The 21576-nt window shown below is 72.9% G+C and carries 17 protein-coding genes; 9 read left to right on the top strand and 8 right to left on the bottom strand.

The features are described 5' to 3' along the window. Nucleotides 1-103 precede the first annotated feature (103 nt). On the bottom strand, nt 104-2125 hold the full coding sequence (locus ACFW22_RS30360; protein ID WP_386410642.1) for a HelD family protein: 2022 nt from the start codon (nt 2123-2125) through the stop codon (nt 104-106). 228 nt (nt 2126-2353) lie between these two features. Between ACFW22_RS30360 and ACFW22_RS30365 the strand changes: the two genes are divergently transcribed. Further along, the gene (locus ACFW22_RS30365; protein WP_386410645.1) at nt 2354-2593 is read left to right on the top strand and encodes a hypothetical protein; all 240 of its coding nucleotides are present in this window, start codon (nt 2354-2356) and stop codon (nt 2591-2593) included. A gap of 3 nt (nt 2594-2596) precedes the next feature. On the opposite strand, the gene ACFW22_RS30370 is transcribed toward ACFW22_RS30365, so the two are convergent. Then, nucleotides 2597-4237 (bottom strand): DNA repair helicase XPB, encoded by a 1641-nt coding sequence (locus ACFW22_RS30370; protein WP_386410647.1) that lies wholly within the window; start codon nt 4235-4237, stop codon nt 2597-2599. Between the two features lie 112 nt (nt 4238-4349). After that, nucleotides 4350-6953, bottom strand: a complete 2604-nt coding sequence (locus ACFW22_RS30375) for a helicase-associated domain-containing protein (protein ID WP_386410650.1) — start codon at nt 6951-6953, stop codon at nt 4350-4352. 72 nt (nt 6954-7025) lie between these two features. On the opposite strand from ACFW22_RS30375, the gene ACFW22_RS30380 reads away from it, so the two are divergent. After that, nucleotides 7026-8036, top strand: a complete 1011-nt coding sequence (locus ACFW22_RS30380) for a hypothetical protein (RefSeq protein WP_386410653.1) — start codon at nt 7026-7028, stop codon at nt 8034-8036. A gap of 116 nt (nt 8037-8152) precedes the next feature. Then, nucleotides 8153-8776: an HAD family hydrolase gene (locus tag ACFW22_RS30385; protein ID WP_386410656.1), complete on the top strand. Its 624-nt coding sequence runs from the start codon at nt 8153-8155 to the stop codon at nt 8774-8776. On the opposite strand, the gene ACFW22_RS30390 is transcribed toward ACFW22_RS30385, so the two are convergent. After that, nucleotides 8764-9042, bottom strand: coding sequence for a hypothetical protein (locus ACFW22_RS30390; protein WP_386410659.1), 279 nt, complete (start codon nt 9040-9042; stop codon nt 8764-8766). The two genes, ACFW22_RS30385 and ACFW22_RS30390, sit on opposite strands and share 13 nt — an antisense overlap. Before the next feature lie 188 nt (nt 9043-9230). Between ACFW22_RS30390 and ACFW22_RS30395 the strand changes: the two genes are divergently transcribed. The 4 genes from ACFW22_RS30395 (at nt 9231) to ACFW22_RS30410 (ending at nt 13243) form a co-directional block, all read left to right on the top strand. Further along, nucleotides 9231-10895, top strand: coding sequence for a recombinase family protein (locus ACFW22_RS30395; protein WP_386410662.1), 1665 nt, complete (start codon nt 9231-9233; stop codon nt 10893-10895). A gap of 356 nt (nt 10896-11251) precedes the next feature. Further along, a complete protein-coding gene (locus ACFW22_RS30400) occupies nt 11252-12103 on the top strand; it encodes an IS701 family transposase (RefSeq protein ID WP_386410665.1) in 852 nt (283 codons plus the stop codon). A gap of 16 nt (nt 12104-12119) precedes the next feature. Continuing rightward, complete coding sequence (locus tag ACFW22_RS30405) at nt 12120-12764, top strand: recombinase family protein (protein ID WP_386410668.1); 645 nt, start codon at nt 12120-12122, stop codon at nt 12762-12764. A gap of 95 nt (nt 12765-12859) precedes the next feature. Beyond that, on the top strand, nt 12860-13243 hold the full coding sequence (locus ACFW22_RS30410) for a cold-shock protein (RefSeq protein WP_384885543.1): 384 nt from the start codon (nt 12860-12862) through the stop codon (nt 13241-13243). A 63-nt stretch (nt 13244-13306) separates the two neighbouring features. On the opposite strand, the gene ACFW22_RS30415 is transcribed toward ACFW22_RS30410, so the two are convergent. The 4 genes from ACFW22_RS30415 to ACFW22_RS30430 form a co-directional block, all read right to left on the bottom strand. Next, entirely contained in the window at nt 13307-14158 is an 852-nt protein-coding gene (locus tag ACFW22_RS30415) for a 1,4-dihydroxy-6-naphthoate synthase (protein ID WP_386410672.1), read from the bottom strand. Further along, the gene (locus ACFW22_RS30420; protein WP_386410675.1) at nt 14155-14898 is read right to left on the bottom strand and encodes a futalosine hydrolase; all 744 of its coding nucleotides are present in this window, start codon (nt 14896-14898) and stop codon (nt 14155-14157) included. The genes ACFW22_RS30415 and ACFW22_RS30420 overlap by 4 nt, the downstream gene beginning before the upstream one ends. A 7-nt stretch (nt 14899-14905) precedes the next feature. Further along, nucleotides 14906-15385 (bottom strand): DUF2771 domain-containing protein, encoded by a 480-nt coding sequence (locus ACFW22_RS30425; protein ID WP_386410678.1) that lies wholly within the window; start codon nt 15383-15385, stop codon nt 14906-14908. A 107-nt stretch (nt 15386-15492) separates the two neighbouring features. Then, complete coding sequence (locus ACFW22_RS30430; RefSeq protein WP_386410681.1) at nt 15493-16872, bottom strand: MFS transporter; 1380 nt, start codon at nt 16870-16872, stop codon at nt 15493-15495. 380 nt (nt 16873-17252) lie between these two features. On the opposite strand from ACFW22_RS30430, the gene ACFW22_RS30435 reads away from it, so the two are divergent. Further along, nucleotides 17253-18182, top strand: a complete 930-nt coding sequence (locus ACFW22_RS30435) for a DUF3027 domain-containing protein (protein ID WP_386410683.1) — start codon at nt 17253-17255, stop codon at nt 18180-18182. A 194-nt stretch (nt 18183-18376) separates the two neighbouring features. Next, entirely contained in the window at nt 18377-21532 is a 3156-nt protein-coding gene (locus tag ACFW22_RS30440) for a sacsin N-terminal ATP-binding-like domain-containing protein (RefSeq protein ID WP_386410686.1), read from the top strand. Nucleotides 21533-21576 lie beyond the last annotated feature (44 nt).

Consider the following 21576-nt stretch of genomic DNA (forward strand, 5'->3'; position numbering starts at 1 on the left):
GAGCCGACTCGCCGGTGCGGCCCCACCCCGGCGGCCCCCCCGCCGCCGCCCCGCGCGGGGGCCCCCCCCCGCGCCCCCCGGGGGGGGGGCGCCCCGACGGTGCTCATGCCGCACCCAGCGGGGCCGGGAGCGGCGCCGCATGGACGATCGTGAGGCCCGACACGGCACGGGTCAGCGCCACGTAGAGCCGTCGCAGGCCGGTCCGCTCGTCCGGCTCGCCGTCGACGACCGCCGCCGGCTCGTCCAGGACCACGTAGTCGTACTCCAGGCCCTTCGCGAGCGAGGCCGGGACCAGGGTGAGCCGGGACTCGGCCGTGGTCTCCTCGCCGGGGGAGAGGTACGCCAGGCCGGCCGCCGTCAGCGCTTCCGCGAGCGGCGCGATCCGGGCGTCGGCGGCGATCAGACCGATCGAGCCCTCGTGCGCCAGCGCGGCGACGCAGGCCGCGACCACGTCCTCGTCCAGGGCCTCGCTGGGGCGGACCTCCAGGGAGCCCGGGTTCTCCCGCACGGACTCCACCGGGGCGAGCCCCGGCGACATGTGCGGAAGCAGTCGCGAGGCGTACGCGATCACCTCGCGCGGCACGCGGAAGCCGGCGGTCAGCTCCTCCACCAGCGCTCCCGGCTTCCCCAGGTGGTCGAGGGCCCGTGCCCAACTCTCCGTCGCCCAGGGCGTCGTGCCCTGCGCCAGGTCCCCCAGGACGGTCGCCGAACCCGTCGTGCAGCGACGGCCCACCGCCCGGTACTGCATCGGGGACAGGTCCTGTGCCTCGTCGAGCACCACGTGCCCGAGCGAGTGCGTCCGCTCCACCAGGTCCTTCGCCTCGTCGACGAGGACGGCGTCCGCCGCCGACCACTTCGCGCTCCGCACGCTCCGGGCCGGCTTCGCCCACAGCAACAGCTTCTGTTCGTCCTCGGTGAGCAGCCCCGCGGCCTGTTCCGCGAGGAAGTCGGCGTCGCCGAGCAGCCGCAGCACCAGCTTCGCGGGATCGACGGGCGGCCAGCACTCCTTCACCAGGGCCTTCACCGCCGGGTTCCGTGCGACCGCGTTCTGCACCCGGTCGTCGGGGGCCTCGCCCGCCGCCTCCATCCGCACCAGGACGGCGTGCGCGATGCGCTGGGGAAGGGCTTCGTGGGCAGCGCCGTACCGGATGTCCCGGTCCAGCAACTCCCGGACGATCTCTTCCAGTTCATGGACGGGCACCCGCCAGCGCCGCGAGCCGCGCACCACCGTCAGGGACTCCGTCGGGAGCGTCACGTGCGAGCGCACCGCCCGCCGCAGCAGCTCCGCCATCCGGGCGTCGCCCTTGACGACCGCCGTCGCCGCCTCGTCCGTGCCCCGCACCTCCACGTGCGCGACGAGGTCGTCGACCGTCGCCTGCTGCACCTCCAGCTCACCGAGCGCGGGCAGCACCTGCTCGATGTAGTGGAGGAAGGAGCGGTTCGGTCCGATGACCAGGGTCCCGGTGCGGGCGAGCCGCTCCCGGTGCGCGTACAGCAGGTACGCGACGCGGTGCAGGCCCACGGCCGTCTTCCCGGTGCCCGGCCCTCCCTGCACGCACACCGTCCCCGACAGGTCGGAGCGGACGATCCCGTCCTGCTCCGGCTGGATCGTCGCCACGATGTCCCGCATCGGGCCGACGCGGGGGCGTTCGATCTCCGCCTGGAGCAGCCGGCTGGTCCGCTCCAGCTCGTCCGGGTCGGACAGGCGCTCGTCCTCGTACGCGGTGAGGTCGCCGCCCGTGTAGCCGAAGCGCCGCCGCAGGCCGATGTCCTGCGGGTCCTTCTTCGACGCCTGGTAGTACGGCTGGGACACCGGTGCCCGCCAGTCGATCACCATCGGGTCGCCCTGGGCGTCGTGCACGTGCCGCCGCCCGATGTAGAAGCGCTGCCCCTCCCGGGCGGCCGGCAGGTAGTCGAGCCGCCCGAAGAAGAGCGGGGTGTCGGCGAGGTCGGCCAGCGCCTTGATCCGGTCCTCGATCTGCCGCCCGAGCACCAGGGAGTTGACCCAGTTCGCGGTGACGTCCCTGAGGTCGAGCGCCTCGACGTCCTCCCGCATCGCGCGCAGCGCCGCACGGGAGGAGGCCAGATGGGCGCGCTCGCGCGCGAGCGGGTCGGATGGGGACACGGTGGAGCCTCCGGGCGGGTGGACGAGCGGACACGACGAGGTGGCCGCCGGTTTCCGACCGGGCGGCGGCGCTCCGCGGACGGGAGGCGGGGAAGCCGGCAAGTGTAGCTCCGGGCGGGCGTCCCGGCGAACGGCTTTCCCCCTAGGGGGTCGGGTCCGACGCGAGGGGGAGCCCGACTCCACCCCTGGGGCGATGTGTAACGAATGTCCGAATTCCATCATGGAGGCATGACCACGACGACCTTCCCCCTCGCGCCCACCGCCCCCCGCCTCCGCCGCACCGCCCTCGCCCTCCGGGCGATACGCGCCTTCGGCGGTGCGGCCGCCGGCGTCCTCCTCCTCGGCGACCACGGCCCGGTCGGGGCGGGCGTCAAGGACCCCCGCCCCGCGCACCTCCCGGCCCCGGGCCCCCTCCCGGCCCCCCGACCCCTCCCGGCTCCGGGACGCCTCCCGGCCGCGCGGTCCTGACGCTCAGGACCCCAGCAGCTCGTCCGCGTCCACGATCCGATAGGCGTAGCCCTGCTCCGCCAGGAACCGCTGGCGGTGCGCCGCGAAGTCCTGGTCGATCGTGTCCCGCGCCACCACCGAGTAGAAGTGCGCCTGGTGGCCGTCCGCCTTCGGACGCAGCACCCGACCGAGCCGCTGCGCCTCCTCCTGCCGCGAACCGAAGGTGCCCGACACCTGGATCGCGACCGTCGCCTCCGGCAGGTCGATCGAGAAGTTCGCGACCTTCGACACCACCAGGACGTTGATCTCGCCGTTGCGGAACGCGTCGAAGAGCTTCTCCCGCTGGGCGTTCGACGTCTCGCCCTTGATGACGGGTGCGTCGAGGTGCTCGCCCAGCTCGTCCAACTGGTCGATGTACTGACCGATGACCAGGATCTGCTGTCCGGCGAACCTCTTCACCAGGGCCTCGGTCACCCGCCGCTTCGTCGCCGTCGTCGCACAGAAGCGGTACTTCTCCTCCGCCTCCGCCGTCGCGTAGGCCAGCCGCTCCGAGTCGGTCAGGTTCACCCGCACCTCGACGCAGTCGGCGGGCGCGATGTACCCCTGGGCCTCGATCTCCTTCCACGGCGCGTCGAACCGCTTCGGCCCGATCAGCGAGAACACGTCCGACTCCCGGCCGTCCTCCCGCACCAGGGTCGCGGTCAGCCCGAGCCGCCGCCGGGCCTGCAGGTCGGCGGTGAACTTGAAGACCGGCGCCGGCAGCAGGTGCACCTCGTCGTACACGATCAGACCCCAGTCACGGGAGTCGAACAGCTCCAGGTGCGGATAGACGCCCTTCCGCCGGGTCGTCAGCACCTGGTACGTGGCGATCGTGACCGGCCGGATCTCCTTCCGCGCCCCGGAGTACTCGCCGATCTCGTCCTCCGTCAGCGAGGTCCGCTTCACCAGCTCGTGCTTCCACTGCCGGGCCGAGACCGTGTTCGTCACCAGGATCAGCGTCGTCGCCTTCGCCTGCGCCATCGCACCGGCACCGACCAGCGTCTTCCCCGCTCCGCACGGCAGCACCACGACGCCGGAACCGCCGTGCCAGAAGCCGTCCACGGCCTGCTTCTGGTAGGGCCGCAGGCTCCAACCGTCCTCCGCGAGGTCGATCCGGTGCGCCTCCCCGTCCACGTACCCCGCGAGGTCCTCCGCCGGCCAGCCCAGCTTCAGCAGCGTCTGCTTGATCTGCCCGCGCTCGGAGGGGTGCACCGCCACGGTGTCCGCGTCGATCCGCGCCCCCACCAGCGGCTGCACCTTCTTGGAGCGGAGGATCTCCTCCAGCACCGGCCGGTCGGTGGTCGTCAGCACCAGCCCGTGCACGGGGTGCTTGGACAGCGTGAGCCGCCCGTACCGCCCCATGGTCTCCGCGACGTCCACGAGCAGCGCGTGCGGCACGGGATACCGCGAGTACTCGACCAGCGCGTCCACCACCTGCTCGGCGTCGTGCCCGGCGGCCCGCGCGTTCCACAGCCCGAGCGGCGTCACCCGGTACGTGTGGATGTGCTCCGGCGCCCGCTCCAACTCCGCGAACGGCGCGATGGCCCGCCGGCACGCCTCGGCGAGCTCGTGGTCGACTTCCAGGAGAAGCGTTTTGTCACTCTGGACGATGAGTGGCCCATTCACGTGCGATCAGGTCCTTCCGGCGCCCGGCCGTTCCCGTAACGGCCAATCCTCCAGTGTGCCGCATGGCCGCTTCCCGGGCGCCCGGCCCGGAGGCGCGGGCCCCGGACGGTCCTCACAGCTGGTCGTCCGCCAGCTCCGCCACCCCCGTGATCCGGTGCAGCGGGTACGTCCGCATCCCGTCCGCCGTGTGGTCGTAACCCGTCACGAAACCGCCCTCCACCCGGACCGGGGCGATCACCCGCTGGCTCGCCGCCCCCTCCGCGTTGACGTAGCCGATCCACACCGCCGAACCGGTCAGCGCGGCGGCCTGCACGGTGGCCAGCGTCTCGGCCGCGGACGTCCGGGGGAGGTCACCCGCCGCCACCGGCGCCGCGGGCTCCTTCTTGACCGCCGTCGCCGCCCGGTCGCCCGCCCGGATCGCCTTCACCGCCGCGCCGAGCAAGGTCGCATCGGGCGCCGGCGGCCCCTCCGTGACCGGCACCGGAACCCTCCGGGCCGGCGTGCGGTACGCATCGGCACGGGTGATCAGGACGTCGCCCTCGGCGGACTCGGCGGCCGGCGCGTACCCCATCGCCCGCAACCCCTCCAGCAGCGACGTCGGGTCCGTCTGCGCGGCCAGCACCGTCGGCGCCAGCCGACGGAGTCCCAGGGCGGCGGAGCGCCGGTCCGCCAGGATCTCCCCGAGGACCGCGTCGTCGTCACAGCGCACGTACGCCGAGGCCGCACCGATCCGCAGATGGCCGTGCCGCCTCGCCACGTCGTCGATCAGGTACCCCAGCGGCTGCGGCAACGGCGTGCGGGAGTGCGCGGTGAGGAAGTCGCGCAACTCGGACGCCGACCGCCCGGAGTCCAGCGCCCGGCGCACGGAACCGGGCGTGAACCGGTAGACCGTCGCACCACCCTTCGATTCCACGTCCGCAAGGACCGCGAGCGCATCCGCGAGCGGTCGCTGCAGCGGCCCCGGCGCGACGGCCGTCAGATCGGCCTGGAGCAGGACGTGGTCGACCGCCTCGGGGAGCAAGGGCGCGAGCAGCGTCGCCGCCCGCCCGGCGGCCACCGACAGCTCCACCCCACCGCCGTGGTCGCCGGCGGGCGCGGCCTCCGCGAGCGGCAGGTTCAGCAGCGCCCGGGCGGGGGAGGCCAGGGCGCCCCGGCCGGTGAGCCCGAGCAGCTCGGCCTCGGCGAGCGTCCAGCGCGCGAGCCGGGACCGCAGGTCGTCCGGCGCCCCGGGCCCGGAGCCGTCGGAACCGACCGCCCCGCCCGCACCCGCCCCGCCCGCACCCGCCCCGCCCACCGGCCGCGGCGGTCCTCCCGCGGCGGCGCCCCGCAGCGGCCGCTCCCAGCGGAGCCGGGCGAACAGGGTCTCGGGGTCCACCGCGGCGCCCGGGGGCAGGGTCGCGAGCAGTTCGAGGACCCGGTGGCGGACCTCCGGCGCCGGCGCACGGTCCAGGTCCGGGCCGAGCGCGGCCACGGTCCGCCCCTTCGCGTCCTGGCCGCCGACCAGACCCGCCGTACGGGTCGCGACGAGCCAGGACGAGACGAGCCGGGCCCAGCGCTCGGCCGGCGGCAGGTCCAGCCAGTCGTCGTAGGCCGGCGTCGGCGCGTACCGTTCGTCCGCCTCGCCGTCCGAGGCGAGCAGCCCCGCCCCGAAGCACAGCTCCAGCCAGAACGCGGCGAGCTGCTCCGTCACGTCCAGGGCCGCCGCGGTCCGCTTGAGGTCCCGCACCGACATCCCGCCCGCCCGCAGCACCTGCGGGCCGCCCTGCTCCCAGGACTTCAGCAGATCCTCGACCGTCGCGAGTGCCGCGTGCGCCTGCCCGGCCGCCGCCGCGTCCACCACTTGGGGACGGTAGTCGCGCACCGCCGCCACCGGCGGCGCCACCGGCTCCGGCGCCCGGTGCGCCCGGCCGCCCCGCAGGTGCAGGGCCACCTCGCGCGGCAGCACCATCGTCCGCGGCGACACCGGAAGCAACAGCCCCCGGTCGCGCAGCCAGCTCACCGGCGGCGCCGGGTTCGCCGTCACCTCGCCGTACGGCGGGCCCCACACCAGCCGGTCCAACACCGCCAGCGCCTCCGGAGGCGCCCCGTCGAGCAACGCGCCCATCCGGGACCGGTCCGTGAACAACCCCGTCAGCGCCGCCACCGCCGACACCGGATCGTGCGTCGCGGCCAGCCCGGCCGTCGCGAGGATCTCCTGCACCCGGCCCGGCGACATCCCCGCCGTCGCCTCCGCCACCGTCGGCCCGAGCCCGGTCGGCGAGGGGTGCTGCGCCGAGGGCGCGAGCAGCTCCCGCGCCGTCCGCACCAGCCGCAGCCGGTCGTCCTCGCCCCACACCAGGGCCTGCTCGCGCAGCAGCGCCACCGCGCCCGGCAGCGCCGCCTCGATCTCCGGATCCCCCTCCGCACCGGTGAACAGCGCCAGGAGCACGGGGTACGGGGCCGGGTCCGGCGCCACCGCGAGCGCTTCGGCCGTTTGGAGGGCGAACCGGTCGAGCCGCTCCAGCGCCCGCACCACCGAGCCCCGGGTGCCGGCACGGGTCGCCAGCTGCGTCAGGTCGTTCGGAACCGGGTTCAGCAGATCGGGGCGGGCCCGCAGCAGCGCGGAGAGTCCCTCGTCGCCCCGGGCGCGCAGCGCCTCCGCAAGCGTGCGGGGCGCCGTACCGGCGCCAGTTTCCTCGGGCACGTGCGCCTCCCGGTCGAGCTCACCGATCCCCATCCGGACCACGTTAACCGCTGCCCAGGCGCTAACGTCGGGCCGTACCGGGCGAACCGGCCGTGGAGGGGCACCGTGGGGATCGAGAGCGACCAGTTGGTCTACGACTACCTGAGCAGGGTCGGCGATCTGGCACAACAGCGGCACCTGCCGGCGAGCGACCGGATGCAGCTGGTGTCCGGGCTCCGCAACGAGATCGACCGACGGCGCGCCACGCGCGGCGGGGAGGACCCCGCGTCGGTCCGGGGCATCCTCGGCGACCTGGGCACGCCCGACGAGGTCGTGGACCGGGCGGGACCCCCGCGCGGCGGCGTGCCGCAGCCGCGCGGGAAGGACGGCGGGGGCGGCCGGGGGAGCGGCACCCGCTCCGCGGCCGACGGTCCCGTCCCCGCCGCACCGGCCCCCGGAGCGCCCGAAGCGGGGATCCCGGCCCAGGACGACCGGGGCCCGGACGGCCGGGACGACCGGGGCTCCGGCCCCGCCGGCCACGGACCCGACCGCGCGGCGGACTGGTGGTCGGCGGATCCGGATGCCGACGCCGACGGGGTGCCCGGTTTCGTCGGCGGCATCGAACGCCCCGACCTGTTCGCGCCCCCCGCCGCCGAGGAGGACCGGGACGGGGCGACCGAGGAGCCCGCACCGGGGAGGCGCCGCCGCCTCGCCCGGGTGCTCCGGCTCCGCAAGGCCCCGCAGGCCCCGCCCCCGGCCGCCGAGCCGGAGGAAGCACCGGCGGCTCCCCGCCGGACCCGCCTCACGAACCCCTTCGTCCTGCTCGCCGCGCTGCTCCTGCTCGTCGGCGCCGTCTTCGGCTCGCTGATCGCCCTGGCGGCGGGCTGGCTCCTCGCCTACGCCTCCCGCCGGCTCACCCCCGCCGAGGTCAAGGGGGCGGTCCTGGTGGTTCCCGGGCTGGCCGCGGCGACCGGGGCGGCTTGGTTGTGGGGCCGCGTCGAGGGCCGCTGGGGCGCCCCGGTGGGCCCGGGCGGCGAGGCGATGGGCGCGGCGATCTCCGAGACCTGGCCGTGGGTCCTGCGGAGCGCGGCGATCGCCTCCGCCCTGTTCCTGGTCTGGCGTTCCCGCCGGCACTGAGCCCGCAGGCACTGAGCCCGCCGACCCGGCGCGGCGCCCGTCCCGCGCCCCGGCGTTCCCGCCGGGGACGGCACCCGGGGCGCGGGACGGGAACCCGGGGTCACCAGAATGGGTGCATGGCGACCACCTCGAAGGATTCCCCCACCGTCGGCTTCGACCTCGACCTGACCCTGCTCGACACCCGCCCCGGCATCAAGGCCGCCTTCGTGGCCTTCTCCGCCGAGACGGGCGTGCCGATCGACGCCGACCTCGTCGTGACCCGTCTCGGCCCGCCCCTGGAGCAGGAGATGGCGCACTGGTTCCCCGCGGAGCACATCACGGAGATGGTGGCCCGCTACCGGGCGCTCTACCCCTCGTACGCCATCGAACCGACCGTGCCGATGCCCGGGGCCCGGGACGCGATCGAGGCCGTCCGCGAGGCCGGCGGGCGCACGATCGTGGTCACCGCGAAGAACGGCCCGCACGCCGAACTGCACCTCGCGCACCTCGGCATCGAGCCGGACGCGGTCGTCGGCGGCCTGTGGGCCGAGGGCAAGGCGGAGGCGCTGCGCGCGCACGGTGCCGCGGTGTACGTCGGCGACCACGTCGGCGACGTCCGGGGCGCCGCCACGGCGGGCGCCCTCTCGGTGGCCGTCGCGACCGGTCCCTGCCCCGCCGAGGAGCTGCGGGCGGCGGGCGCCGACGTGGTCCTCCCCGACCTGACGGACTTCCGCCCGTGGTGGGAGGGCTACCGCGGCTGAGCCGCCCCGGCCGCGCCCTGCCGGGCCTGTCGGCGCTGGGCCGCGATCGACCGCAGCACCCCGGCGGCGGCCACCAGGAACCCCACCCCCATCAGCATCGACACGGTGTACGCGAGGGTGGGGAACGGATCCGTCCCGAGGAACAGCGGGGCCACGGTGACCAGCGTGGCGACCGCACCGATCGCGAACAGGATCACGCCGGCCTTCACGAGGCCGTCACCAGGGGCGCTGTCGTCCACCGGTCCGGCGGGGGTTTCACTACGCATCCCGCCAGGGTAGTTCCCAGGCCGGAGGAACTCATCGGCGGCGGCCCGTCGCCGGCCTCCTGACCATTAGCCTGGTGCCGGCGGGTCGACCGACCCGCCGTTTGCCATCCCCAGCGACGAGGACGAAGGTGCCTACCGGCAAGGTCAAGTCGGTCACCTAGACACACAGAGAGCGCTACGCTCCCGCCATGACACCTGGTCTGCGCTACCTAGCCTGTCTCCGCCTGTCTGCTGACTCTGACGGCTCCACGTCCATCGACTGGCAGCGTGGCGTCATCCGCCACCACGTCAGCTCTCCCCATCTGTCCGGCGTCCTGGTCGGGGAGGCAGAGGACACCGACGTGTCAGGCTCCATGAGCCCCTTCAAGCGCCCCAAGCTCGGACGCTGGCTCACGTCCCGAGCCGATGAGTTCGACGTGATCATTGCGGCGAAGATGGACCGACTCACCCGTCGCTCCATGCACTTCAACGAACTGTTGGAGTGGGCGCAGGAGCACGGGAAGTACATCGTCTGCGTGGAAGAGGGGTTCGACCTCTCCACCCCCCAGGGGAAGATGATGGCCCGGATGACGGCCGTGTTCGCTGAGGCTGAGTGGGACACGATCCAGGCACGCATCCTCAACGGCGTACAGAGCCGCCTGGAGAACCGTTCATGGCTGACAGGTGCTCCGCCTACCGGCTACAGCATCAAGGCCGTAGAGGGTGGCAAGCGGAAGGTTCTGGAGATTGACCAGGACTTCCACCCCTACGTAGAAGAGATCTTCCGGCGTGTCCGTGAGGGACAGTCCACTCACCGTATCGCTCGTGACTTCAATTTCCGTGGCGTACTCACCTGGGGCGATCACCTGCGAAAGGTGAAGGGGGAGGAAACCAAGGGAACGCAGTGGCAGTCAACCATCATCAATAAATTCATCCGGTCTTCCTGGGTTCCGGGAATCTATACCTATAAGGGTGAAGCAATCCTGGATGATGATGGGGAAATGGTCATCCTCCCGGAAAAGCCGTTGGCGACAATGGACGAGTGGACGGATTTGGTGGATCGGATTAAGCCCACTCCTAAAGGGGAAGGGGCGGAAAGCCGTACAGGCGGTAAGAGTCTCCTTTCTGGAATTGCTCGATGCGGAGAATGTAACTCTCCGGTGACTTCCCTCGTGGGCTCTGGACACACCAGGAAAGACGGAACGAAGGTACCCGGACACAGGTATTACCGCTGCTCCAACAAGTTCAAGGGCGGTAACTGCTCCACTGGTCTCTACGTCCGTGCTGACGTGCTCGACACGTGGGTTGACCAGGAGGTTCTGGGGAGCGTCGGCACCTGGGACATGTACGAGAGGGCAGGCGTAGGGCCCTCTCAGGCTCGGGAACTCCAGTCTGCTAAGGCGCGCCTGGAAAAGCTGGAAGGTGACTTCCTGGCAGGCGTATACGACGGAGAGGGGCAGGAAGAGTCCTATCACCGTATGCACAAGAGCCTGTCGGCAAAGGTGGCTCTCCTGGAAAAGCAGGAAGCAGAGAGGGCTAACCCTGCCATCAAGGCCACGGGTAAGAAGTACGGGGAAGTCTGGAAAAGCAAAGACCAGAAAGACCGCAGGGAATTCCTGCGCACCTATGGTGTAAAGCTCTGGGCATGGGCTGACGCAATCCCGAATGCGGGGCTGGGCACAGTTATTGACCTCGGAGACATTAAGGCCATGGCGCAAGAATTGGGTCTGAGTAAGGAAGGAGGAATGGATAAGCTCGTGATGGGTCAGAATGTGCCGGGACATTGGATTAATCCTGAATCATGGGAGTTCGTTAAAGAACCGGTCCCCGGTAGCATGGTAAAGCTATTCGAGGGGTACAGGGAGAATTCATAAAGCAATGTCCCGTCGAAATGCGGGGCTTTATTGCCTTAGTGAATTGAATTCAGAATTCACCTACCCCCACCATTAAAAAGTCGAATTCATTTAGGGCCGGTCTAGTCGCGCGGGTGCCTTGAGTGTCCAGGGGGTAGTAGGGCTTGGTCAGGTCGGTGTTGGTGTTGCGTGTCCTGCGGGTTCCGTGTCCCGTTGAGGACGTGTGACGCCGGAGGAAATTGCATCTGTGCGTGGCGAGTTGGAGGACTTCGCGGCAGAGGTCTTCGAGCCGTTCGCGCGTAATGGTCAGCGTCGGTGGGGGACAGGTCTATCTGAGGGGCCTACTCACGGACGGGCAGCGCAAGTCGGTCGAGCCGATGGCCGCCCGGCTGGGCGAGGAGGGAAACCGGCAGGCCCTGGCCCACTTCATCACCACGAGTCCGTGGGACCCCGCGCATGTGCGGGCCAGGCTGGCCTGGAGGGTGGAAAAGGCGGTCCGGCCCACCGTGCTGATCTTCGATGACACCGGGTTCCTCAAGGACGGCAATGCCTCGGCGTGTGTGTCGCGGCAGTACACCGGCACCGCAGGCAAGATCACGAACTGCCCGGTGGGCGTATCGCTGCACCTGGCCTCGGGTCATGCTTCGGCGGCGGTGGACTGGCGGCTGTTCCTGCCCGAGACCTGGGAGCCCGGGTCCGTGAAGGCCAGCCCGGACAAGGTCGCCCGCCGCACCGCCTGCGGCATCCCCGACGACATCGGGCACGTGGAGAAGTGGCAACTCGCACTCGACATGCTCGATGAGACCCGCTCGTGGGGGATCGAGGTGCCGCTGGCCATCGCGGACGCCGGATACGGAGATGCGGCCGCCTTCCGGCGCGGCCTGCAGGCCCGCGGCCTCCACTACGTCGTGGGAATCTCCACCACCCTCTCGGCCCAGCCCGGCGAAGCCGTGCCGGCCCTTGAGCCCTATTCCGGGACCGGACGCCCGCCGGTGGCGAAGTACCCGGACAAGCCGCAGTCGGTGAAACAGCTGGTCATCGCGGCGGGCCGGAAGGCGGCCAAGCCGGTGCAATGGCGTGAGGGCTCCAAGCCCGGTACCGGCCGCAGCGGCTTCAAGCGGATGTACTCCCGGTTCGTGACCTTGCGGATCCGGCCTGCCGGACGCGAGGTCCGCCAAGCGGCCGACGGCTTTGATGCCGGTATCGGAAGTCGAGTTGGGACAGATTGAGACCACGGGGGAAGCGATGGCCGCTTACGAGTACGGATACGCCCGAGTGAGCACGACGGCTCAGGACTTGAAGCGTCAGCTTGACTGGCTCGCCGCTCAGGGCATCCCTGCGGAGCGCATCTACAGCGACAGGCGCACCGGTACCGACTTTGAGCGAGAGGGACTGGGACCCGTCCTGGCCCAGCTCCGTTCGGGTGACGTGCTGTATGTGCCTTCCCTGGATCGTCTCGGGCGCACCATGCGCAAGGTGCTTGCCTTGGTGGCCGAACTCAGGGCCGATGGGGTTCACCTGGTGATCGGCGGAGCGATGACCATCGACACTCGCGTAGGTGGTCCCGCTACGGACATGGCGCTCCTCATGCTCGGCACGTTCGCTGAGATGGAACTGATCTTCCAGCGTGAGCGCCGTGCGTCTGCCCGTGCGTCCCGTGAAGCCAACGGCAAGACCTGGGGTCGTCCCCGAGAGATTGACAGTGCGGCTGTCCTGGAAGACCTGGAGGCCGGCCTGAGCGTCATGAAGGTAGCGGCCAAGCACGGCATCGGTCGTGCGACTGTCTTCCGCATCAAGGCTGAGACCAAGGAAGCCTGGGCCCCTGTTGCGCCCCCTGTGAGCCTCTGCCCTGTCTGGGTAGGGGTTTTCCTCGTTCGGGGACTGGATTAACCCTCACTGTCGCTGGGGACAGCCCCAGTAAGGTGTTCCAGGGCATTTCTACGGGCGCCCAGGAGTGTCCGGGACTGATAGAGGGAGTGTGTGCTTTGCCGACTGGCAAGGTCAAGTGGTTCAACAGTGAGAAGGGCTTCGGCTTTCTCTCCCGCGACGACGGCGGCGACGTCTTCGTCCACTCGTCGGTGCTCCCTGCCGGAGTCGACGCGCTGAAGCCGGGACAGCGGGTGGAGTTCGGTGTCGTCGCCGGTCAGCGGGGCGACCAGGCGCTGTCCGTCACGGTCCTCGAACCGGCGCCCTCCGTGGCCGCGGCGCAGCGCCGCAAACCCGACGAGCTGGCGTCCATCGTGCAGGACCTGACCACGCTCCTGGAGAACATCACCCCGATGCTGGAGCGGGGCCGCTACCCCGAGAAGGCGGCCGGCAAGAAGATCGCCGGTCTGCTGCGCGCCGTCGCCGACCAGCTCGACGTCTGAGGTCCCGGCCGCCCCGCCCCGGTCCGTGGGCCCCGGGCGGCTGCCGGCCCCGTCCGGCGTCCCCTACGGGAACCGCAGCGCATCGGGGCCGAGGGGCGGTACGAGCCCCTCGGCCGCGGCCCGCGTGAGCAGTCCGCGGACGGCCGCGTAGCCGTGCTCGCCCAGGTCGGCCGTGAATTCGTTGACGTACAGCCCGATGTGCTGGTCGGCCACCTTCGGGTCCATCTCCTGGGCGTGCTCCAGGACGTACGGCCGGGAGGCCGTCGGGTCGTCCCAGGCCATCCGCACCGAGGCGCGGGCGGACTCCGCGAGCAGTTCCAAGGTCTTCGCGCCCAAGGAGCGGCGGGCGACGATCGCGCCGAGCGGGATGGGCAGGCCGGTCGTGGACTCCCAGTGCTCGCCCATGTCGGCGAGGCGGTGCAGCCCGTAGCCCTGGTACGTGAAGCGGGCCTCGTGGATGACCAGTCCCGCGTCGACCTTTCCGTCCCGGACGGCGGGCATGATCTCGTGGAACGGCATCACGACGACGTCCCCGACGCCGCCGGGCACCTGTTCGGCCGCCCACAGGCGGAACAGCAGGTACGCCGTGGAGCGCTCGCTCGGCACCGCGACCGTCTTCCCCACCAGGTCGGCCCCCGTCCCGGGGCGCCGGGTCAGGACCAGCGGCCCGCAGCCCCGGCCCAGGGCACCGCCGCAGGGCAGCAGGGCGTACTCGTCGAGGATCCACGGCAGCACCGCGTAGGACACCTTCAGCACGTCGTGGTCGTCGCCGCCGCCCTCGGCCCAGCCGTTGGTGACGTCGATGTCGGCGAAGGTCACGTCGAGCCGGGGCGCCCCCGGGACCCGGTCGTGCGCCCAGGCGTCGAAGACGAAGGTGTCGTTGGGGCAGGGCGAGTAGGCGATCTTCAGTTTCACGGGTGCGTCTCCACGAAGACGGTCCTGCCGAGCAGGGCGAAGGTGTTCCGGAGCGCGTCCAGGGCCTCGCCGATGCGCCAGGCGGCACGGTCGCGCGGCCCGACGGCGTTCGACACGGTCCGCAGTTCGACGACGGGAACGCCGTGCGCGGCGGCGGCCTCGGCGACGCCGAAGCCCTCCATCGCCTCGGCCGCCGCTCCCGGGTGGCGTTCCGCGAGCTCGGCGGCGCGCCGGGCGGTGCCGGTGACGGTGGAGACGGTGAGGACGGGCGCGACGACGTGCGGCCGTGCCCCGGTGTCCAGGGCGGCGGCGATCCGGTCGGTCAGCGCGGTGGGCACGGGGTGGACCGAACGGCCGAAGCCGAGTTCCTCGACGGCGAGGTAGCCGTCCGGGGTCTCGGCACCGAGGTCGGCGGCGACGATCGCCGCGGACACGACCACGGACCCGACCGGCGCGGCCGGCTGGAAGCCGCCGGCGATCCCGGCGGAGACGACGAGGTCGTAGCCGTCCTCGGGGGTCCCCGGCGCGGCGTGCGCCAGGGCGGCCCCGGTCGCTGCGGCGACGGCGGCGGGGCCGACTCCGCCGACGAGCACGTCGACGCGGAGGGCACCGCGGACGTGCCGGCGCAGGGTGCGGCCCCCCGGCAGCGGGAGCGGCTGGGGCCCGTCGAAGCCGAGGCCGGCGGAGACGGAGTCCGCCTCTGCCGCCACGGCGGTCACGATCAGGATCCGGTGGAGCACCGGCGGGTCAGGATTCCTTCTTCAGCTGGAAGTGCCAGATTCCGGTCAGCTTCTTGCCGGTGTTCTCGACGATGGTCACCTGGGTCTCGTCGGTGGCCTCGCCGGTCTGGGTGGCGAAGAAGGCGCTGGCCGGGATGGACCGGTACGTCTTCTTGTACGGCTCGGGCTCGGCCTGCTGGCCGCCCAGGAAGATCGTCCAGCCGTTCTCGGCGATCTCCGGGTCGACGCCGAAGCGGATCTGGTCGCCGGTGGAGACCTTGATGGTCTTCTCGGCCTTCTTGTTGAGGCACTGCTGGATCTGGGACTCCTTGATGGCGTCGCCGTCGTTGTAGCAGGCGGCCTCGGAGTGCACCGAGTCGGTCCCGACCGTCAGGGTCGCGAGCGGAGTCGGCTTGTCGCAGGCGGAGAGGACGAGGAGCCCGGCGGAGACGGCCCCGAGGGCGACGGCGGCCCGGCGGCGCGAGCCGGAGAAGAACGCAACGGTCATGAGCCGAAGGCTATCGGGCCGCCGCGTTCGCGCCACGCGGGGGTACGGCGTGCCGCCGCCCCGTACCGGTTCGTACGGAGTGTCCCCCCGCCTCCCCCGGGGTGTCGCTAGGGCACCTTCGTCCTGGGGCTGCCCTTCGGGCCCGGGCGGGTGCGGGCCGCGGACAGCAGGCCGCGGACCGCGAGGAGCGCTCCCAGGCCCAGGATCCCGGCGGCGACGGACATGCCGACGGTGCCGTTCAGCGGCATCGAGATGCCGATCCCGCCGCCCACCACCCACGCCATCTGCAGGGCCGTTTCCGAGCGGGCGAACGCCGAGGTCCGCACCTGCTCGGGCACGTCCCGCTGGATCAGGGCGTCCAGGGACAGCTTCGACAGGGCCTGGGTGAGGCCCGCGACCGCCCCGAAGACGGCGACCATCAGACCGCCGAAGAAGATTGCCGCGCAGACCGCCGTGCCGAACACCACGGTGATCATCGTGGCGATGATGACCTCGGGACCGTGGCCGCGGTCCCGGAGCAGGGAGCCGACCGCCGTCCCGCAGGCGTTCCCGACGCCCGCCGCCACGCCCACGATGCCCAGGGAGACGGCGGCGCTCTGCCCGGACAGCGGGTGTTCGCGCAGCAGGAAGGCCAGGAAGAAGATCAGGAAGCCGGACAGCATCCGCTGCGCCGCGTTCGCCTGCAGCCCGTGCAGCACGGAGGGGCCGACCGTCCGCAGGCTCGGCTTCCGCTCCCCGTGCGTCAGCAGGTGGGCCCGCCGCTCCCCCTTCGCGGAGTCCACCTTGTGGGGCATCCGCAGCGCCCAGAACGCGCCGAGCAGGAACAGCGCGCACGCCCCGTACAGCGGCCAGCCCGGCCCGACCAACTGCAGTCCCGCTCCGATGGGCGCGGCGATGCCCGTCGCCAGCAGCCCGGCCAGGGTGACCCGCGAGTTGGCCTTCACCAGCGAGAAGTCCGGCGGGAGCAGTCGGGGCACGACGGCGCTGCGCACCACCCCGTACGCCTTCGAAGCGACCAGGACGCCCAGTGCCGCCGGGTACAGCTCCAGACCGCCCGTGGCCACCAGGGTCGACATCATGATCGCGAGCACGGCGCGGGTCAGCATCGCGCCCGCCATGGCGGCCCGTCGCCCGTGCGGGATCCGGTCCAGCAGCGGGCCGATCACGGGGGCGAGGAGGGTGAAGGGCGCCATCGTGATGGCGAGGTAGAGCGCGACGCGGCCACGGGCCTCGTCGGTCGGCACCGAGAAGAAGACGGTGGAGGCGAGCGCGACGGTGATCATGACGTCGCCGGCCCCGTTCACGGCGTGGAGCTCGATCAGCTTGCCGAGGCCCGACTCGCCCGCGCCGTGTGCGTGCGTCGCCTTTCGGATGCCCTTCGCGGTCCCGGTGAACGGCAGGTGCAGGGCACGCCCGAGTTTCCGGCCCGCTCGACGGAGCGGCCCGGAGGGATCGTGCGATCGTGCGGGGGACCGTGCGGCTGCCACTCCGTCATAGTGCCCCACCGGCACGTCCGGCGAACCGTGGCACGACGACGGACCCCCCTCCGACCGGCTCCCACCGGCCGCTCTCCCGGGCCGTTCGGCCGGTGCGGACCGTCCGCGATGCGGGCCACTTGGGACGGGCAGGTGGGCGGCGGCCCGCGAACGGGGTAGCGTGCGTAGCGCGTCACCGGCGGAATCTCTCGGCCGCGCGCCTCTTCGGCATCCCGCAGAATGGATGGCGATAGGTGTGCCCGAGACGCGCGAGACAAGTCGGGTGCGGACGTCGATGCGGCCCCCAGGTCCGCTCCGCCCGCCGCCCGTGGCTTCGCTCCCGCCCCTCGGCCGGCGCACCCGTGAGACCGCGTAGGAGAGAAGCGAGACCTGTGAGTGCTGCGACGACGCGAAGCGGTACCCCGCGTACCCCGCGAGCCACGCGTACCCCCGACCGCCTGTGCGCCGAGGCCGTGGGCCTCGCACGAGAGGCCGCCGAGGAGGCGGCTGCTCCGGGAATCGTCGGTGCACACGTCGAGGTGATCGCGGAGGGCGACCGGGTCGTCACGCACTTCTTCGAGTGCAAGGAGCCCGGATACCGCGGCTGGCGTTGGGCGGTGACCGTCACCCGTGCCTCCCGCGCCAAGAACGTCACGCTTGACGAAACCGTCCTGCTGCCCGGCACCGACGCCCTCCTTGCCCCCGAGTGGGTGCCCTGGAGCGAGCGGCTGCGCCCCGGCGACATGGGCCCCGGCGACCTCCTCCCCACCGAGCAGGACGACCTGCGCCTGGAGCCCGGCTACTCCGGCGAGGATGCGCCGCCGCCGAACTCCGCCGTCTCGGAGGAGATGGAAGGGCACCTCGACGTCGAGGACGCCGAGATCGTGGCCCGCACCCCCTCCCGGAGCGCGATCGCCGCGGTCGCCGAGGAGCTCGGCATGCGCCGGGCCCGGGTCCTCTCCCGGTACGGGCTGCACGTCGCGGCGGACCGCTGGGACGAGGCCTTCGGCGCGAAGACCCCGATGGCACAGGCGGCGCCCGCCTCCTGCGAGTCCTGCGCCTTCCTGGTGCCGCTGGCCGGTTCCCTGAAGCAGGCCTTCGGCGTCTGCGCCAACGAGTTCTCGCCGGCGGACGGCCGGGTCGTGTCCCTCGCCTACGGCTGCGGCGGGCACTCGGAGGCCGCGGTCATGCCGAAGCCGCCGCGACCGGCGCCGCCGGTGCACGACTCGATGGCCGCGGACGCGTTCCCGCTGCGCCCGGCGAAGGACTCCGGCTCCACCACGGAACCGGACGCGTCCTCGGAGGACCTGGGGCACTCCTAGCCCCGGTCCCGAGCGGCCCGGGCCCGGGCCGCTCGGACCCCGAACCGCCAGGGCCCGGGCGGCACGCCCCGTCCCCGGTGGCCGAATGACTCCGCACGCCCCTGCTCTCCCACGTGCCCCGGCAGTCGGGTGACCCCGGGGCGCGGTACCTTCGGGCCCCGGGCCTTGAGGTCCGGGACCGACCGCCCCGCAGAGTGGAGTCAGACGTGAGCGTCAGCGTCCGGACGACGACCGACGGAACCGATCCCTTCGGCACCGCACGGCTGCGGCGCGGCGTGCTCGACGCCTGGGGCGCCTCCCCGGCCCGCTTCCGGGAGGACGCGAACGCCGAGGAGGACCTCGCCCTCGGCGGCTACCGCGACCGCCTCGTCGTCGAACTGGCCCAGAACGCCGCCGACGCCGCCCGCCGCGCCGGTGTCCCCGGCCGCCTCCGGCTGACCCTGCACCCCGCGGACCACGAGGGCCCCGCCGTCCTCGCCGCGGCCAACACCGGCGCCCCGCTGGACGCCGCGGGCGTCGAGTCGCTGTCGACCCTCCGCGCCTCCGCCAAGCGCGAGCAGGAAGGTCCGGGCGCGCACGGTGCCGTCGGCCGCTTCGGCGTCGGTTTCGCCGCCGTCCTCGCCGTCAGCGACGAGCCCGCCGTCCTCGGCCGGCACGGTGGCGTCCGCTGGTCCCTCGCGGAGGCCCGCGGACTGGCCGCCGAAGCCGCCCGGTACAGCCCGGGCCTCGGCGACGAGCTGCGGCGCCGCGACGGACACGTGCCGCTCCTGCGGCTCCCGCTGCCCGCCGAGGGCACGGCGCCCGAAGGCTACGACACGGTCGTCGTCCTTCCCCTGCGGGACGCCGCCGCCGTGGACCTGGCCGAGCGGCTCCTGACGTCCGTGGACGACGCCCTCCTCCTCACCCTTCCGGGTCTCGCCGAGGTCGTCGTGGAGACGGTCGAGGGGGTGCGGACCGTTCGTCGTTCCGAGGACGGGGACCACGTCCGCATCGACGACACGGCCACCGGCAGCCACCGCTGGCGCACCGTCCGCCACGGCGGCCCGCTCGATGCCGAGCTGCTCAAGGACCGTCCGGTCGAGGAGCGGCTCCGCCCGCACTGGTCCGTCACCTGGGCCGTGCCGGTCGACGACGCGGGCGCCCCGCGCCACCCCCGCACCACCCCGGTCGTCCACGCGCCGACCCCCACCGACGAGCCGCTCGGCATCCCGGCCCTCCTCATCGCCTCGCTCCCGCTGGACACCACCCGGCGACACCCCGCTCCGGGGCCGCTCACCGACTTCCTGGTGCAGCGCGCGGCCGATGCGTACGCCGAACTCCTCGCGGAATGGCACCCGGTGACGCCCGGCGCGCTGGACCTGGTGCCCGGACCGCTCGGCAAGGGCCCGCTGGACGGGGCGCTGCGCGGGGCGATCCTGGACCGGCTGCCGCGGGTCGCGTTCCTGGCGCCGGCCGCCCCCTCCGAGGAGCTCCCCGCGCTGCGCCCCATCGAGGCGGAAGTGGTGGAAGGCGCGGGTGCGGAGACGGTGGGGGTGCTGGCGGAGGTGTTCCCGACGCTGCTTCCGGCCGGTCTGGAGCGCCGGCCGGAACTCCGGACCCTGGGGGTCGGTCGGGTTCCCCTGACCGAGGCGATCGACCGGCTGGCCGGGGTGGACCGGGCGCCGACGTGGTGGTGGCGGCTGTACGACTCGCTCGCGGGCGTCGACCCGGACCGCCTGACGGGCCTTCCGGTGCCGCTCGCGGAGGGGGCCGAAGGGGTGCCGGTCCGGACGACGATCGGCCCCCGGCAGGTCCTCCTGCCGCAGGACCGCACCCCCGCGGAGCTGACCCGGCTGGGGCTGAAGGTGGCGCACCCGGACGCCGCCCACCCGCTCCTGGAGAAGCTGGGCGCCCTGCCGGCCACTCCCCGTGCGGTGCTGACCACCCCGCAGGTCCGGGCGGCGGTGGCGGCTTCCCTGGACGCGGGGGACATCTGGGACGAGGATGCCGACGCCCTGGACGCGGAAGAGCTGGCCGATGCGGTCCTCGCGCTGGTCAGGGACGCGGACCTGGACCCGGGGGACGAGCCCTGGCTCGGTGCGCTCGCCCTCCCGGACGAGGACGGCGAACTCTCCCCCGCGGGCGAACTGGTGCTGCCCGGCTCGGCCTTCGCCGCGGTGATGCGGGAGGACGAACTGGCCTTCGTGGACGCGGAGCTGGCGGACCGCTGGGGCGAGCAGCCCCTCGCCGCCTGCGGGGTGCTGGCGACCTTCGCCCTGGTCCGTGCGACCGACCTGGTCGTCGACCCGGACGAGGTCGAGCCCCGGGACGGCGACTACCCGGAGCCGGACGACGCCGGTCTGCTCGACGCGGTCGACGTGTGGTGCGAGGACGTCCTCGACCGGCTGCCGGAGTCGCCGGTGCCGCCGGTGGCGACCGAGATCGTGGCCGTGCGGGACCTGGACCTGGTCGACGACGGGGCCTGGCCGCAGGCGCTCGCGCTCCTCGCGCAGCCGCCCCTGCGGGACGCCCTGATCCAGCCCGTGCGGGTGCTCCTCCCGGACGGCACGACGGAGACCGTCCGTCCGTACACCGCCTGGTGGCTGCGGGACCACCCGGTCCTGGACGGCCGTCGCCCGGCGGGCCTCCGGGCGGCCGGCACCGACCCGCTCCTCATCGGGCTGTACGACTCCGCCGATGCGACGGGCTTCGAGGACGAGCAGGTCCTCCGCGCGCTGGGCGTACGGACCTCGGTCGCGGCCCTGCTGGACGAGCCGGGCGGTGCCGCGGAGCTCCTGTCCCGGCTGGCGGACCCGTCGAGGGAGGTGACGGGCGTGCAGCTGCACGCCCTGTACACGGCCCTGGCGGACCTCGACCCGGAGCAGGTCACCCTCCCCGACGAACTGCGCGCGGTGGTGGACGGCACCCCGGTGGTGGTCGACGCCTCGGAGGCCCTGGTGGCGGACGCCCCCGATCTCCTTCCGCTCGCCGGCGACCTGCCGCTCCTGCCGGTGGCGCCGTCCCGCGCGGCGGACCTCGCGGACCTCTTCCAGGTGCGTCGTCTGAGCGAGGCGGTCGAGGCCGGGGTGACGACGGTCGGCGAGGAGCACGAGGTGCCGCAGGCGGTCCACGCCCTGCTGGGTCCCTCGACCCCGGCCTCGTACGTCGAGCACGAGGAGCTCCGTGCGGGCGGTGTCGAGCTCGATTGGCGCCGCACCCCCGACGGCGTCCTCCACGCCGCCACCCTGGAGGGCGTGGCGGCGGGCCTCGCCTGGGCCGCCGGCCAGTGGCCCCGCCGCTTCGAGGTGGCGGCCCTCCTGGAGGACCCGTCCCGCACGGCGGAGCTGGCCCGGGACCGCTGGTTCGACTAGGTCGCGTTGCGCGGGTCCTCCGGCCCCCGGCCCGGGCGGGGCCG

Origin of the sequence: Streptomyces sp. NPDC058872 (assembly GCF_042743065.1) — a bacterium.
Classification (GTDB): domain Bacteria; phylum Actinomycetota; class Actinomycetes; order Streptomycetales; family Streptomycetaceae; genus Streptomyces.

Bases quoted from the DNA above. Each gene is read 5' to 3' on its own strand.
- ACFW22_RS30365 (WP_386410645.1), top strand. From the start codon at position 2,354: ATGACCACGACGACCTTCCCCCTCGCGCCCACCGCCCCCCGCCTCCGC.
- ACFW22_RS30375 (WP_386410650.1), bottom strand. From the start codon at position 6,953: ATGGGGATCGGTGAGCTCGACCGGGAGGCGCACGTGCCCGAGGAAACT.
- ACFW22_RS30385 (WP_386410656.1), top strand. From the start codon at position 8,153: ATGGCGACCACCTCGAAGGATTCCCCCACCGTCGGCTTCGACCTCGAC.
- ACFW22_RS30390 (WP_386410659.1), bottom strand. From the start codon at position 9,042: ATGCGTAGTGAAACCCCCGCCGGACCGGTGGACGACAGCGCCCCTGGT.
- ACFW22_RS30395 (WP_386410662.1), top strand. From the start codon at position 9,231: ATGACACCTGGTCTGCGCTACCTAGCCTGTCTCCGCCTGTCTGCTGAC.
- ACFW22_RS30400 (WP_386410665.1), top strand. From the start codon at position 11,252: ATGGCCGCCCGGCTGGGCGAGGAGGGAAACCGGCAGGCCCTGGCCCAC.
- ACFW22_RS30405 (WP_386410668.1), top strand. From the start codon at position 12,120: ATGGCCGCTTACGAGTACGGATACGCCCGAGTGAGCACGACGGCTCAG.
- ACFW22_RS30425 (WP_386410678.1), bottom strand. From the start codon at position 15,385: ATGACCGTTGCGTTCTTCTCCGGCTCGCGCCGCCGGGCCGCCGTCGCC.